Below are 14,085 nucleotides of genomic sequence, written 5' to 3' on the forward strand. Positions count from 1 at the left end.
AGTTTTGAAAAAACTATATGTTTGAACATAAAAAGAAAGCTGTCTAAAAACTATTCAGACAGCTTCTTCTAGTGAGTTTAAAAAAAACTAGTTTACTTGTATTTCATCGATGAAAAGAAAACCAGGTTTGCCTGCAGCTCCTTCGTGGAAAGCAGGAATTTTGTTTACTTCATTGATTTTTACTTTTAGATAAGTAACTTCTTTTGCAGGAAAAGATAGCGTATAAGTTTTTATTTCTTTAAAATGTTCTTTAGGTAGAGAGTAACTTTCTTTACCAAGTAACTCATAGTTTTTCCCATCTTTAGACCCCCACACTTCAAAATTAGTAGGAGGATAAATCCAATCACCAGTTTCAATGAAAGCATTGAAACTCACTTCTTTTACTAAAGTGTTATCTTTTAAGGTAATAAGAGCTTCGCAAGGAGCTTCACTAAAACCTAGCCACTCGCTAGAACGCGAATTTGTTCCCCCTTTTCTACCATCTACTAAGGTAATAGCGCCATTATAAGTATAGTTTTGAGTAGGTTTGCTAAGAAACTCAATAGGACGAACGGTTGCTTTATTGAAAGAGAACTCTTGATTGAACTCGCTTTCGCCTTCTTTTCCAAATACTTTAGCTTTTAGATTTGCGTTTTGAGTGATTTTTAAAGGTTCTTTATATACATTGGAACTTTTAGTAGGTTCACTGCCATCAGTGGTGTAATAAATAGGAGTGTCTTGTAAACAAGATAAAGTAATTGTAATTTCATCTATACCAGACTTTACTTCTCCACGAAGGTTAAAAATGTGTTTAGCGTAGGTGTAACCTTCTAGTTCATAGATAGGAATAAGGCGCATTAGACGTTGTATAAAAGCTTGGTAATCTTTAGGTTTAGCAGGGTCTACCCATTGAACATCAGCTAAGGCAGCCATACGTGGTAAGGCCATATACTCTACGTGCTTAAAGGTTTTTATGTACTCTGTCCAAATATTAGCTTGAACACCTAAAATGTGTTTTAGTTGTTCTTTGTTGAGGGCTTCTGGATAAGGATTAAAAGAGTATACACGTTCTACAGGGAGGTAGTTGCCTATGGCAAGAGGTTCTTTATCAGTTTTATCAGTTTGATAGAAATCAAAATAGCAGAAAGACATAGGGGTCATAATAGCATCGTGGTTAGATTTAGCAGCTTCAATAGCACCACCAATGCCTCTCCAAGACATTACAGTAGCATTAGGAGCTAAGCCTCCTTCAAGAATTTCGTCCCAACCAATCATTTTACGACCTTTTTTAGCTAGAACTTCTTCAGCAAAGGTGATTACATAGCTTTGTAAATATTCTTCTGAAGTGTGTTTACTATCACCTTTGATACCTAAGTTTTTAATTTTAGCTTGACATTTAGGGCATTTTTTCCAATTTGTTTTAGGGCATTCATCCCCTCCAATATGAATGTATTCAGAAGGGAAAATTTCAGTTACTTCTTCTAGTATATTTTTGATAAAGTCGTAAGTTTCGTGATTACCTGCACAAAGAACATCTTCGGCAACACCCCAAGTTTCTCTTACTTTATAGGGACCTCCAGTACAACCTAATTTTGGATAAGTAGCCAAAACAGCAACCATGTGTCCAGGAAGATCAATTTCAGGGATGATGGTAATGTTACGATCAGCAGCATATTTCACGAGCTCTTTCATCTCTTGTTGAGTGTAGAAACCGCTATGAGGTTTACCATCGAATTTATCCCATTCTTTGGCTATCATTGTTTGGCTGCGAGTACTTCCTACTATAGTGAGTTCAGGATATTTTTTAGATTCAAAGCGCCAGCCTTGATCATCAGTGAGATGCCAATGAAATTTATTAATGTTGTGGAGGGCAAGCATATCTATGTAGATACGTACAGAGTCGGCAGAGAAAAAGTGGCGAGCACTATCTAAATGAGCTCCACGATAAGCAAAGTAAGGTTTATCAGTTATTACTTTAGCAGAGAAAGTTACTTTATTTACTTTCTGTACAGGGATTGATTTTCTTAAAAATTGAACCCCATAGAAAGTTCCAGCTTTAGAAGCTCCATTAATAGTGATGTTGTTTGCAGTAATGGTTACTTGGTAAGCCTCTTTATTATCGCTAGAGTAGTTTTGTAATAAAGAGATGGTATTAGTTTCGTTATTTTGGTTAGGAACTACTTTTACTTCTATCCCTGCTTGTTTTTTGATGTACTCTTGCAAGAATCCAGCGTACTGTTGCAAAGCTGTATCACCTTCAGGATAAGTGAGCTTGGTGTCGGTTGTAAGTATAAAAGCTTTATCAGCTTCAGTTTGAGGGGGAGAAATCATCTCGGGAGCTGGAACTATTTCATAGTTAGCAGTACTCCCCTCTCCATTGGTAGTCGTTGATTTACAGGAAATCATTGTCATCAATAACAAAAGTGCGGAAGTTAATTTTGTCTTCATTATGTTTATAAATTTGAATTAATGGGGCAAAGATATAATTTTTTTTTAATTTTTTTTTGGTTACGTAATTTTTTTTTTGCACCTTTGCAAATATTTTTAAAACGAATAGACTTTTATATACATTAACAAATGAAAAAATTTGATAAAGAAGTGTACCTAAAATGGTACGAGGATATGCTTTTTTGGAGAAAGTTTGAAGATAAACTAGCAGCAGTTTATATTCAGCAAAAAGTAAGAGGTTTCTTGCATCTTTATAATGGGCAAGAGGCTGTAGCTGCAGGTTGCCTTCACGCAATGGATTTGACTAAGGACAAGATGATTACTTCTTATCGTTGCCACGTACATCCTATAGGTTTGGGTGTTGATCCTAAACGTATTATGGCAGAATTATATGGCAAGGCTACAGGTACATCTCTTGGTTTAGGAGGGTCTATGCATATTTTCTCTAAAGAACATCATTTTTATGGTGGTCATGGTATTGTAGGGGGACAAATTGCTCTTGGTGCAGGTTTAGCTTTTGCCGATAAGTACTTTAATCGTGAGGCGGTAACCCTTACTTTTATGGGGGATGGTGCTGTGCGACAAGGTGCTTTTCACGAAACACTTAACCTAGCGATGTTATGGAAATTGCCAGTAGTTTTCATTGTAGAAAATAACCACTATGCAATGGGAACTTCAGTAGAAAGAACAGCAAACCACGTAGATATTTGGAAACTTGGTTTAGGTTATGAAATGCCTTGTCAAGCAGTAGATGGTATGCACCCTGAAACAGTAGCAGAAACAGTATACGAAGCTGTGGAAAGAGCTCGCCGTGGTGACGGTCCTACTTTGCTTGATATTCGTACTTATCGTTATCGTGGTCACTCTATGTCAGATGCGCAACACTATCGCACAAAAGAAGAAGTAGAAGAATATAAAAAGCAAGACCCTATCACTAATGTACTTGCGGTTATCAAAAAGAAAAAATACGCTACTGATACAGAGTTAGAAGCTATTGAAGAACGTGTAAAAGAACGTGTGGCAGAGTGTGAGAAATTTGCTGAAGAATCACCTTACCCAGAAAAACACATTATGTATGATGTGGTTTACGATCAAGAAAATTATCCTTTCTTGCCAAGTAGACTCTAATAAAATAAAAAACACTAATTAAATATAAGAACATAAATGGCAGAAATTATTACTATGCCACGTCTCAGCGACACTATGGAAGAAGGTGTTGTTGCAAAGTGGCTTAAAAAAGTAGGCGATAAAGTAAATGAAGGCGACATTTTAGCTGAAATTGAAACAGATAAAGCTACAATGGAGTTTGAATCATTTCACTCTGGTACCTTATTATATATAGGGCTACAAGAAGGTGAAGGAGCCAAGGTAGATACTCTTTTGGCTGTCATAGGTAAAGAAGGGGAAGATATTTCAGCACTTATCGGAGGCGGAGCTCCTGCTCCTAAAACTGAAGAACCTAAATCTGCTGAAGTAGCTGCTGCTCCTGCTCCTGCTGCAGGTGCTGCTATACCTGCAGGTGTAGAAGTGGTAACAATGCCTCGACTTAGCGATACAATGACTGAAGGTACTGTAGCTTCTTGGCTTAAAAAAGTAGGTGATACAGTAAAAGAAGGTGATATTTTAGCTGAAATCGAAACTGATAAAGCTACAATGGAATTTGAATCTTTCCACTCAGGAACCTTATTATATGTAGGTTTAAAAGAGGGAGAAAGTGCATCAGTAGATTCATTGTTGGCAATCATAGGTCCTGCAGGTACTGATGTAAATGCAGTATTAGCTGCATTACAAGGAGGTGGTAGTGCTCCAGCAGCAGCTGCTCCTAAAGCTGAAAGCAAACCTGCTGAAACAGCAGCTCCAGCTGCTACTCTAGTAGCTAATGCTAACGACCGTGTGTTTGCTTCACCTTTGGCTAAGAAAATTGCTCAAGATAAAGGTATTAACCTTACTGAAGTAAAAGGAAGTGGAGAAAATGGACGTATTGTGAAGAAAGACGTAGAGAACTTTACTCCAAGTGCAAAAGCGGCAGCAGCTCCTGCTACAACTTCAGCTTCAGCAAGTTCAGCTATCCCAACAGTAATTCCTGTGGGTGTAGAAGTAACTGAGGAAGTGAAGAACTCACAAATGCGCAAAACAATTGCAAAACGTTTGTCAGAATCTAAATTTACGGCTCCTCACTACTATTTGGCAATTGAAATTGATATGGAAAATGCAATGGCATCACGTGCTCAAATTAACAACTTGCCTGATACAAAAATATCTTTCAATGATATGGTAGTGAAAGCTTGTGCAATGGCACTTAAAAAACATCCTCAAGTAAACACTTCTTGGAAAGGAGATACTACTGTGTATAATAAGCACGTGAATGTAGGGGTAGCAGTAGCTATTGAAGATGGTTTAGTAGTTCCTGTTATCAAATTTACTGATTCATTAACACTTACTCAAATAGGTGCATTAGTAAAAGATTTGGCAGGCAAAGCACGTAATAAAAAATTGACTCCTACTGAAATGGAAGGTAGCACATTCACTGTGTCTAACTTAGGTATGTTTGGTGTAGATGTATTTACTTCTATTATCAATCAGCCTAACTCAGCTATTCTCTCAGTAGGTGCAATTGTAGAGAAACCTGTAGTTAAAAATGGACAAATAGTAATAGGTCACACTATGCAAGTAACTCTTGCTTGCGATCACCGCACTATTGACGGTGCTACTGGTGCTCAATTCTTGCAAACTCTCAAAGCATATATTGAGAACCCTGTAACGATGCTCGCATAAGAGAATGTTATTATAAAGAAAAGGCTGCCCTTTCAAAGAGCAGCCTTTTTTGTTTATATCATACTTATTATAATAAGTGTTTGTGAGCACGATAGGACGAACGAACTAATGCTCCACTCTCTACGTGGCGGAAACCTAATTCTAAGCCTATTTCTTTGTATTTAGCAAATTGTTCAGGAGTTACAAATTGTTTTACAGGTAAGTGTTTTTTAGAAGGTTGCAAATATTGACCTATAGTTACAATATCTACTTTAGCTTCTTTTAAGTCGTGAAGGGTTTCTATCACTTCTTCTTCCTTTTCACCCAACCCTAACATAATTCCTGATTTAGTGCGGTTAGCACCATTTTCTTTTAAATAACGCAATACTCCTAAACTTCGGTCATACTTAGCTTGAATTCTTACTTCTCGTGTTAATCGGCGTACAGTTTCCATATTATGAGAGATAATTTCAGGAGCAGCATCCAAAATGCGGTTCAAGTTGCGTTCTACTCCCTGGAAATCAGGGATGAGGGTTTCCATAGTAGTGTTAGGGTTCATACGGCGTACTGCTCTTACAGTTTCTGCCCAAATAATACTTCCCATATCTTTCAAATCATCGCGGTCTACTGAAGTGAGTACTGCGTGTTTGATGTTCATTAATTTGATAGAACGTGCTACTTTTTCAGGTTCTTCCCAATCTAAACTTTCAGGTCGTCCTGTTTTTACACCACAAAATCCACAAGAACGAGTACAAATATTTCCTAAAATCATAAAGGTAGCAGTGCCTTCTCCCCAGCATTCACCCATATTAGGGCAACTACCAGAAGTACAAATTGTATGAAGATTGTAACGATCTACCACACTTCTCAGTTCAGTGTATTTCTTTCCAGTAGGTAGTTTTACGCGTATCCACTCAGGTTTTTTAGTAGGGGTTATATCTGTTTCTATATTATTGATAGCAAGTGATTCTGCATTCATTGTTTTTAATCTTTAAACTAAAAATTTTTCAAAAGTACTACTTTTTTATAAACTGACAATTTTTTGCTGATATAAACTTCTTATAGACTATTGTAAAATTCTATAAATCAATATAGATAGCAGATTTAAAAAAGTACTTGTAAAACTTCTAAGGATTTTACTTTTTTAAAATTAGGGAAGTGCCATTCGTAGTACTTTAGTAGTTGATGTAATAGTGCATTGCGTTCGTTTTTATTAGTTTTAATATGATTTAGAGATGGATAATCTGTTATTAAAATATTTTTAAATAGAACAAGTATAGTTCCCGAAATAACTGTTGAACTGCTTTCGATAGTTGTAAAATGACCTTCTTCCAAATTGAAAAAAGGGAGATGTGAATCGTTATCATCGGGGTAAAAACCGAGATACTTACTAAGGTCAAGCAAGAACTTTAAATGAAAATTAGCAGAAAACTCATTGCGGTCTAAATAGATAAGTTTTTCTTCTAAGTAGTTGAAAAGTTCTATATCAGGAGCCTCAGAAGTACATATATTTGCACATATTTCAGAAAGAAAAAGGCTTACTGTACTTTTGTATATATCAGTATGGAGTGAGAGATAAGGGGTAGTTACTTTTGCTTCTTTGATACGACCTAAGGAACCATTACTCTTATGAGTAGCAACGAGCTCTAAGAGGGTAAAAGGCTGAAAAAGTGCTATGGTTTGGCTGTTCTTTTTAGCAGAAAGAATACCTTGTTGTAGATAACTACGTGTGCCAAGTGTTTTAGTAAAACACTTTACAATGAGGCTGTTATCACTATATTTTAAGTTTGATATTACAATAGCTTCAACTTTTTCGTACATATATCTCCTTTATGATTGTATAATTCTTGGCATATTCCTTGTTCATAGTTTTAAAAAATGCTTTACTATGAGATTCTTTATATGTTTATGTTGTTTTTTGAGTCTTAAAAATTATGCTCAATTCAAAGATAAAATTATAGTTTATTCTTCTGTTTTTGAAGTATCTGAAATGGCAGCTTGTAACTATCCATTGATTACTCAAAAAGTTAGATTTATGGAATGTAAAGCTGTTCCTAAATCTGAAGAAGATAAGTGTTTTAATGAATATTATAACAAGCATTTACAATCGGTAGTACATCTTGAAAGACCTTTTGAGGATGCTGGTGAAGCTGTTATTCAATTTTGTGTAAACACTGATGGATCTGTGAAGGTACTTAGTTGTAGAGGCACTACTGAATATGCTCGTAAAGAGGCTATTCTTGCAGTTCAAAAACTTCCTAAGTTAATACCAGCTCAACATAGAGGCAGACCAATACCTTCTTATTTTCAATCTCGTATTATCTTTAAGTTCCGTTAATAATTATCAATTGTTAATTGTTTTAATACTTTGTTCTAAGTTCTTTGCTAATCCAAATAAATAATTAAACTGCTCTCCATAGAATTGTATCTCACGCCTTGAAATTTGTAAAGAATTATTTGTATTTTGAGAGGTATCCATAATTTCTTTAATCACTTGATTGAATTTTTCAATGGGTGTTTTATAATCAGTTTGAATGGTAGTTGTAGGGTTAGTAAGCAATGTTAAAGCGTGTTGTAAAGCAGCTATAAGACTCTCAATCGCCTCATTGAATACTGCCTTAGGAAAGGTTACTTTCTTGCTGTTCAACCTAATACCAAATGATGCTACTGAAGCTAAGAAAGTTTGTTGTATCACAATAATTCCGTATACCGATGGATTTTTATATTGCATAAATTTTGGCTCCTGTAACATTCTTTGGAAGGTGGTATTTAGGTTAGAAAGTGCTAACACAGCTTCTTTGCGTGATACTTTATAGGCAGTAGTAATTCCTTCTTCAGTATTAAAAATTTCTTTTACTTGTTGTAAATAAGCAATATTAGCTTTTATCGACTTGGTAACAGCTTCTCTATAAGTACTATGTTCCCAAGTAGGTAAAATGAGATAATTTCCTGCAAACGATAGCCCAACTCCTATGACAGTATCCAGTAGGCGGTCGTAAATAAGGCTGTAAACATTAGGGTTAATCAGTGCAAAAATAAATATTGCACTAATAGTGATAAATATAGACGCATACATATAATTCTCTTGGATTAATCCAAAAGCAATAGGCATACACAAAATAGCAATGTATAGGTATAAACTGGGGTAGGGGAGTAGATAGATTACAGCAAAAGAAGCAACTCCTCCAATGATAGTACCATATACTCTACTAAGCGAACGTTCTTGGGTGATGCCAAAACCAGGGCGCATAATGATGAAGATGGTAAGGATAATCCAGTAGGCATTGTTGATAGGGAATATATCACCTATGAGGTAACCTAAAATTACTACAATAGATAGACGCATAGCGTGCCTAAAAAAGGTTGATTTTAAAGATATATGGTCTTTGAGACGTCGCCACGAATAGTTTTGGTAACTCACAAACTTGCGATAAGTACTCTCATCACGCACTCCTGCATCATTGCTGTAATAATTCTCAAAAATATGTCGGATATTTTCAATAGAATGATACTGACTTTCTATATAGATATAAAAATTTCGCAATAGCAAGGCACGCTCTTTATCTTCTTCCGATACTTCTGAAAGTACTTTTAATTTTTCGTTTTTTTCTTTAGTTTGCACTAATAAGTCTTTCAAATAGTTGTCTAATTGTATCTTCTTGCGTGAACCAATATATTCTGCCATTTGGTGCAACTGCCTTGATAATTCTTTGAGGAAATCTACATAAGTTTGTAAATATTCTTGATGTTTAGCAAAAGCCTTGTCTACTTTTTCGTATTGTACGGGGTTAGCTAAGGCTAATTCAAAGATATCTACTAACTCTATAAACATCAAAAATTGGCGTTGTAGGTAATCAGTTTTACCCGATTTGCTACGTGAATCAAGTACAGCTTCACGTAGCTTTTCATAATTTTCGTTGAGACTTGTTTGCAGATTGATGAGTTTTTTTAAACCTTCAGTTCTGTCTTTAGCAATAAGCAAATCAGCTCTTATTGAAAAAAACTCTGCTGTGAGAGCAAAGCATTTTCCTAATAACTGTTCGCTGTATAAACGCGGACGTATTTTTAAGAATATATATACTAACACACTGTACCATAAGCCTCCTAATAGCACACAACTGCTGTACAACACAATGCCCCATCCTGTTTGTAAGTGGGCTAAAGTAGAGGCTATCTCAAACAAACCTGCAAAAGCTACCATTGTAGCGCGATGTCCATATAACGAAATGTAAGCATTGCCAAAGGTGAGCAGAAAAATAGTAGGCAGTAACAAGTACTCATAAGGAGCTGTGAGGTTTACTAAAACACAGCTGAGAGTTGCTAGCAATGTTGCTATAAAAAGTCCTCCATAGAGGTGTTTTTGATTTCCTGGGATATCACTGGGAGAAATGGCAATCACACTCAAAGCCATAGGGATACCAATATCCAATAAGTCAAGCCAAAGACCTAATCCTAAGGGAATAAGCACCGCAATAGTTTTCAGGCAGCCTTTGAAAAAAGAAAAACTTTTAAAGAAAGATATGATGGAGGTATACATTTTTTACATATATTTGCGGGCAAAATTACAAAACTAATGGCAAATAACCATCTGATAACTGAAATATTAAAGGAAGGGAAGATAATTCTATACCCCACTGATACGGTTTGGGGGTTGGGGTGTGATGCTACAAATCCTGAAGCGGTAGCCAAAATTTTCCAAATAAAACAACGGAGTGAAAGCAAAAGTCTTATCATTTTAGTGAGTGATATACAGATGTTACAACAATATGTAACAGCTGTTCCTTCTAAGGTGCTCGCTTATCTTCAAACTTTACAAGAACCTACCACTATCATCTATAGTCACCCTTTGCATTTGGCTAAAAATGTAATAGCTGCTGATGATACTGTAGCCATTAGAGTTGTACAAGATGCTTTCTGCCAACAAATGATTGCTGATTTTGGCAAGCCAATAGTCTCTACATCTGCTAATATCAGTGGAGAACCAACGCCTTTGTATTATCAGTTGATTGACCCTAAAATTATTGCACAATGTGATTATGTAGTGCCCTATCGTCAATATGATACCCAAATAAAAAATCCCTCACGACTGATACGTTTTGATGCAGACGGAGAGATTTTAATATTGAGATAAATAGTACAATTATTGTACTATTTTTATAGGAGTACCATTATCGATATTTATTTGACCGCTGGTAATCACTTCATCACCAGCTGTAAGTCCACTGATGATTTCCACTTTATCGCCAAAGTTACGACCGCTTTTTACATTTACCATTTCGGCTTTGTTGTTTACAATTTTGAAGATTTTGTTTTGACTAACACTACCTACGAAAGCAGAATGAGGTACTACAAGAGCTGTAATTTCATTGTTGTCATTACCAAATTGAGCAGAGGCGTACATACCTGCTTTTAGTTTTTTATCTTTGTTAGCTACTAATATTTCTACAGGAAATTTGAGAGCACTATTAGATTTGGGAGCGACAAAAGTAATTTTTCCCTCTACTAATTCAGTAGAGGTACTAGGTTTAATTTTAACAACATCCCCCACTTTTAGTTGTCCTACTTGACTTTCATCTACTGTAATTTTCAATTTTAGATTGTCAATATTTACTACATTAAAAAGTGTTTGTCCTGCTGCTACAAGTGTTCCTTCTTCCACTTCTTTGCTGGTCACAATTCCGTTGATTTTACTGCGAATTGCTGTATCTCCCGAGGCAATAGCAGCTGAATTGTAGTTAGCTTGTGCATTTTTGAGTTGCAAGCGCGCTTGTTCTAATTGTTGAGCAGTAACTCCTCCTGTTTGGAAAGCACTTTCAAATCGTTTCAAATCTGATTTAGCTGTTTCGAGAGCTGCTTTAGCATTATCTAATTGAACATTAGTTCTGTCGGCTTTTGTTTGAGCTAATACTTGCCCTGCTCTTACAAAATCACCTTCTTTTACGTAGATTTTTATTACTTGTCCTCCCATTTCTGAAGAAACATTCAAATCTTGTTCAGCTACAAAAGTACCATTAGCTGTAAAAAGGTCAGCTACTTTTTCTTCTGCTACCTTAGCAGCTCGAACGGCTACTTGAGCTTCTTTTTGGGCAACGATAGCCACTTCTTCAGCATTCTTTTGCTTGTTAGAATATAGGCGGAAAGCTATTAATCCTACGAGGACTATTATAATAACTGTAATAATTACTTTTTTCATTTTTCTTGTGTTAAGCGTATTAAGTGTTCTAAATCGGGTGCAAAGGTATGATAAAAAAACTTAATAAACAAAAAAAGTTTCCAAAAGTGTTTTAATTAAATTTAACACTTACTTTATCAAGATAATTAATACCTAATAGAGAAGAAGCTCCTCCCACTGAACGAGTGTCACTTTTATAGATACTACATTGTAGTAAGTTTAGTTCATTGAAGAGAATCATCATATTGCCATCACCATTCATTTCGCTGTAACTATTATATATTTTTTTGAAAGAGTAGAAGTTGAATATCACTTCAAATTTACGTCCTTTTCTTGTTTCTTCAAAAAGAGAGCGTGAAATGTTACTCACAGCATTGCCGTAATGATCTATATAGATAATCATTCCATGGATAAAAATTTCGTCTGTAGATACTTCTGGCTTGAAATATGACATAGGATTACATTTTTCTATAGGAGTACCTATTTGATCAAAAGGAATTCCTTTATAGATTTGTTCGGCTACAGAAGTGAAACTATAAAGTGTAGAAAAAAGAGGGGTATGAGGTTGGGTGTCAAATTTATATAATACTACATTTGGACAATTTTCAGAAAGAAGTTGAAAAATACCATTATCAGCTCCTATAAAATAATGACCATTAAGTAGCATTAATAGGTGTTTTTTCGTAGTAGTGCGTTCAGTATCTACTCCTATGATATGAATACTCCCTTTAGGGAAGTGCATATAACTATTTTGGAGGATATAAAAAGTTTCTAAGATGTTAAAAGGAGAGATAAAATGAGAAATATCTACAATGGTAGCATTTGGGCACTTACTATAAAGAGTACCCTTCACAGCGGCAACTGAATAATCGCGCAAACCAAAATCGGTAGTAAGAGTGATGATTTTCATATTTGTGAGAATGAGGTTGCAAAGGTAGAGTATTAAGTTGAAATACCCAACTCAAAATCACTGATTTTTACTGATTGTTGAAAACTTTGTTAATAACTTATTCTTTAGAGGGTGTGAAAATCGAATATAAAGCCGTTACTTTGCACCCCGAAAATAGAAAGTTATGAACGAAGAAAAAGATATTTGGTGGCTCAATGAAGAGTCTGAGCAAATCCTCAATAGAGGTTATTTATTAAAAGGGGAAAGTGTGGAAGGTGCAATAGATCGCATCACACGCGCTGCTGCACAACGTTTGTATAAACCCGAGTTACAGCCAGCTTTTAAGGAAATGATCACCAAGGGGTGGATTAGCTTCTCATCTCCTATTTGGGCAAATATGGGTACTGAGCGTGGTTTACCTATTTCGTGTTTCAATGTACATGTGCCTGATAGTATTGAGGGAATTACTCACAAACTCGGAGAGGTAATTATGCAAACCAAAATAGGAGGGGGGACTTCTGGTTACTTTGGGGAATTGCGTAGCCGTGGTTCTGCTGTTACCGATAATGGTAAATCAAGTGGTGCAGTGAGTTTTATGAAATTGTTCGACTCAGCTATGGATGTGGTGTCACAAGGAGGTGTAAGACGTGGTGCTTTTGCCGCTTATCTTGATATTGACCATCCCGATGCTGAAGAATTCTTGCAAATTAAGGATGTAGAGTTTCCTATTCAAAATCTTTTCTTCGGAATTTGTGTGCCTGATTATTGGATGCAGGAAATGATAGATGGTGACGTAGAAAAACGCCGTTTATGGGCTCGTGTATTAGAATCTCGCCAACAAAAAGGATTGCCTTATATCATTTTTACTGACAATGCAAATCGCAACCGTCCTCAAGTATACAAAGATAAAGATATGCTCATTCGTGCAAGCAATTTGTGCAGTGAGATTATGTTGCCATCTAGTGAAGATGAATCGTTTATCTGTTGTCTTTCGTCTATGAATTTAGAACTTTTTGACGAATGGAAAGATACTAAGGCAGTGAAATTAGCAATATTCTTTTTAGATGCTGTACTATCAGAATTTATAGAGAAAACAAAAGGAAACTACTATTTACAAGCAGCACGCAATTTTGCTATTCGCCATCGTGCTTTAGGTTTAGGAGTATTAGGTTATCACTCATATTTGCAACGCAATATGATACCTTTTGAAAGCTTTGAAGCTACTCAATTTAATGCCCGAGCTTTCAAACACATCCGTGAGGAAGCTGAGAAAGCTACTAAAGAATTAGCACATATTTATGGAGAACCAGAAGTGCTAAAAGGTTATGGTAGGCGTAATACCACTACTATGGCAATTGCTCCTACTACCTCTAGTTCAGCTATTTTGGGACAAGTATCTCCTGGTATTGAACCTTATTCGAGCAATTACTATAAAGTGGGACTCTCTAAAGGAAATTTTATGCGTAAAAATAAATATCTCACTCAACTTTTGGAAGAAAAAGGACTCAATAATGAAGATATATGGCGTTCTATCCGCTTAAATAATGGTTCAGTACAACACTTGCAAGAACTTACACAACAAGAGAAGAATGTATTTAAAACTTTCAAAGAAATATCTCCAATGGAAATTATATCACAAGCTGCACAACGGCAAACGTATATAGATCAGACACAGAGTTTGAATTTAAATATTCCATCGGTGATGCCTATCAAAGATGTAAATAAAGTGATGATAGAAGCGTGGAAGTTAGGTGTGAAAAGTTTGTACTATCAACGTAGTCAATCTGTAGCAAAAGAGATGATAATGAATTTTGTTAACTGCAGTAGTTGCGAAGCATAATAG

At 35.7% G+C, this 14,085-nt stretch carries 11 protein-coding genes; 5 read left to right on the forward strand and 6 right to left on the reverse strand.

Going from position 1 to position 14,085, the window contains the following annotated elements; translation table 11 throughout:
- Window positions 1-87: 87 nt before the first annotated feature.
- Window positions 88-2,427 (reverse strand): family 20 glycosylhydrolase, encoded by a 2,340-nt coding sequence (locus Q0162_RS03035; RefSeq protein ID WP_297888906.1) that lies wholly within the window; start codon window positions 2,425-2,427, stop codon window positions 88-90.
- Window positions 2,428-2,556: 129 nt separating this feature from the next.
- On the opposite strand from Q0162_RS03035, the gene pdhA reads away from it, so the two are divergent.
- Both pdhA and Q0162_RS03045 read left to right on the forward strand, forming a co-directional pair.
- Complete coding sequence (gene pdhA, locus Q0162_RS03040; protein WP_297888909.1) at window positions 2,557-3,555, forward strand: pyruvate dehydrogenase (acetyl-transferring) E1 component subunit alpha; 999 nt, start codon at window positions 2,557-2,559, stop codon at window positions 3,553-3,555.
- Window positions 3,556-3,591: 36 nt separating this feature from the next.
- Window positions 3,592-5,202: a pyruvate dehydrogenase complex dihydrolipoamide acetyltransferase gene (locus Q0162_RS03045; RefSeq protein ID WP_297888912.1), complete on the forward strand. Its 1,611-nt coding sequence runs from the start codon at window positions 3,592-3,594 to the stop codon at window positions 5,200-5,202.
- Window positions 5,203-5,269: 67 nt separating this feature from the next.
- Here the strand turns inward: Q0162_RS03045 and lipA are convergent, their stop codons facing one another.
- Together lipA and recO are read right to left on the reverse strand one after the other, a co-directional pair.
- Window positions 5,270-6,160, reverse strand: a complete 891-nt coding sequence (gene lipA / locus Q0162_RS03050) for a lipoyl synthase (RefSeq protein ID WP_297888915.1) — start codon at window positions 6,158-6,160, stop codon at window positions 5,270-5,272.
- 125 nt (window positions 6,161-6,285) lie between these two features.
- Window positions 6,286-7,002: a DNA repair protein RecO gene (gene recO, locus Q0162_RS03055; protein ID WP_297888920.1), complete on the reverse strand. Its 717-nt coding sequence runs from the start codon at window positions 7,000-7,002 to the stop codon at window positions 6,286-6,288.
- A gap of 67 nt (window positions 7,003-7,069) precedes the next feature.
- Between recO and Q0162_RS03060 the strand changes: the two genes are divergently transcribed.
- On the forward strand, window positions 7,070-7,519 hold the full coding sequence (locus Q0162_RS03060; protein ID WP_297888923.1) for an energy transducer TonB: 450 nt from the start codon (window positions 7,070-7,072) through the stop codon (window positions 7,517-7,519).
- Window positions 7,520-7,525: 6 nt separating this feature from the next.
- Here the strand turns inward: Q0162_RS03060 and Q0162_RS03065 are convergent, their stop codons facing one another.
- Window positions 7,526-9,718, reverse strand: a complete 2,193-nt coding sequence (locus Q0162_RS03065) for an FUSC family membrane protein (RefSeq protein WP_297888926.1) — start codon at window positions 9,716-9,718, stop codon at window positions 7,526-7,528.
- A gap of 36 nt (window positions 9,719-9,754) precedes the next feature.
- Here Q0162_RS03065 and Q0162_RS03070 point away from each other — a divergent pair, with 36 nt between their 5' ends.
- Complete coding sequence (locus Q0162_RS03070; RefSeq protein ID WP_297888929.1) at window positions 9,755-10,312, forward strand: L-threonylcarbamoyladenylate synthase; 558 nt, start codon at window positions 9,755-9,757, stop codon at window positions 10,310-10,312.
- 9 nt (window positions 10,313-10,321) lie between these two features.
- Here Q0162_RS03070 and Q0162_RS03075 read toward each other — a convergent pair whose 3' ends face one another.
- Together Q0162_RS03075 and Q0162_RS03080 are read right to left on the reverse strand one after the other, a co-directional pair.
- Complete coding sequence (locus Q0162_RS03075; protein WP_297888932.1) at window positions 10,322-11,374, reverse strand: efflux RND transporter periplasmic adaptor subunit; 1,053 nt, start codon at window positions 11,372-11,374, stop codon at window positions 10,322-10,324.
- Between the two features lie 91 nt (window positions 11,375-11,465).
- Window positions 11,466-12,263, reverse strand: coding sequence for an SAM-dependent chlorinase/fluorinase (locus Q0162_RS03080; protein WP_297888935.1), 798 nt, complete (start codon window positions 12,261-12,263; stop codon window positions 11,466-11,468).
- A 163-nt stretch (window positions 12,264-12,426) separates the two neighbouring features.
- On the opposite strand from Q0162_RS03080, the gene Q0162_RS03085 reads away from it, so the two are divergent.
- Entirely contained in the window at window positions 12,427-14,082 is a 1,656-nt protein-coding gene (locus Q0162_RS03085) for a ribonucleoside-diphosphate reductase subunit alpha (RefSeq protein ID WP_297888938.1), read from the forward strand.
- The last annotated feature ends 3 nt before the right edge of the window (window positions 14,083-14,085 follow it).

This window comes from uncultured Capnocytophaga sp. (genome assembly GCF_937936315.1).
Lineage (GTDB): Bacteria > Bacteroidota > Bacteroidia > Flavobacteriales > Flavobacteriaceae > Capnocytophaga.

What these genes read in the sequence shown, in the direction of transcription:
- Q0162_RS03035 (WP_297888906.1), bottom strand. Translation starts at nt 2,427, where the DNA reads ATGAAGACAAAATTAACTTCCGCACTTTTGTTATTGATGACAATGATT.
- pdhA (WP_297888909.1), top strand. Translation starts at nt 2,557, where the DNA reads ATGAAAAAATTTGATAAAGAAGTGTACCTAAAATGGTACGAGGATATG.
- Q0162_RS03045 (WP_297888912.1), top strand. Translation starts at nt 3,592, where the DNA reads ATGGCAGAAATTATTACTATGCCACGTCTCAGCGACACTATGGAAGAA.
- lipA (WP_297888915.1), bottom strand. Translation starts at nt 6,160, where the DNA reads ATGAATGCAGAATCACTTGCTATCAATAATATAGAAACAGATATAACC.
- recO (WP_297888920.1), bottom strand. Translation starts at nt 7,002, where the DNA reads ATGTACGAAAAAGTTGAAGCTATTGTAATATCAAACTTAAAATATAGT.
- Q0162_RS03060 (WP_297888923.1), top strand. Translation starts at nt 7,070, where the DNA reads ATGAGATTCTTTATATGTTTATGTTGTTTTTTGAGTCTTAAAAATTAT.
- Q0162_RS03065 (WP_297888926.1), bottom strand. Translation starts at nt 9,718, where the DNA reads ATGTATACCTCCATCATATCTTTCTTTAAAAGTTTTTCTTTTTTCAAA.
- Q0162_RS03070 (WP_297888929.1), top strand. Translation starts at nt 9,755, where the DNA reads ATGGCAAATAACCATCTGATAACTGAAATATTAAAGGAAGGGAAGATA.
- Q0162_RS03075 (WP_297888932.1), bottom strand. Translation starts at nt 11,374, where the DNA reads ATGAAAAAAGTAATTATTACAGTTATTATAATAGTCCTCGTAGGATTA.
- Q0162_RS03080 (WP_297888935.1), bottom strand. Translation starts at nt 12,263, where the DNA reads ATGAAAATCATCACTCTTACTACCGATTTTGGTTTGCGCGATTATTCA.
- Q0162_RS03085 (WP_297888938.1), top strand. Translation starts at nt 12,427, where the DNA reads ATGAACGAAGAAAAAGATATTTGGTGGCTCAATGAAGAGTCTGAGCAA.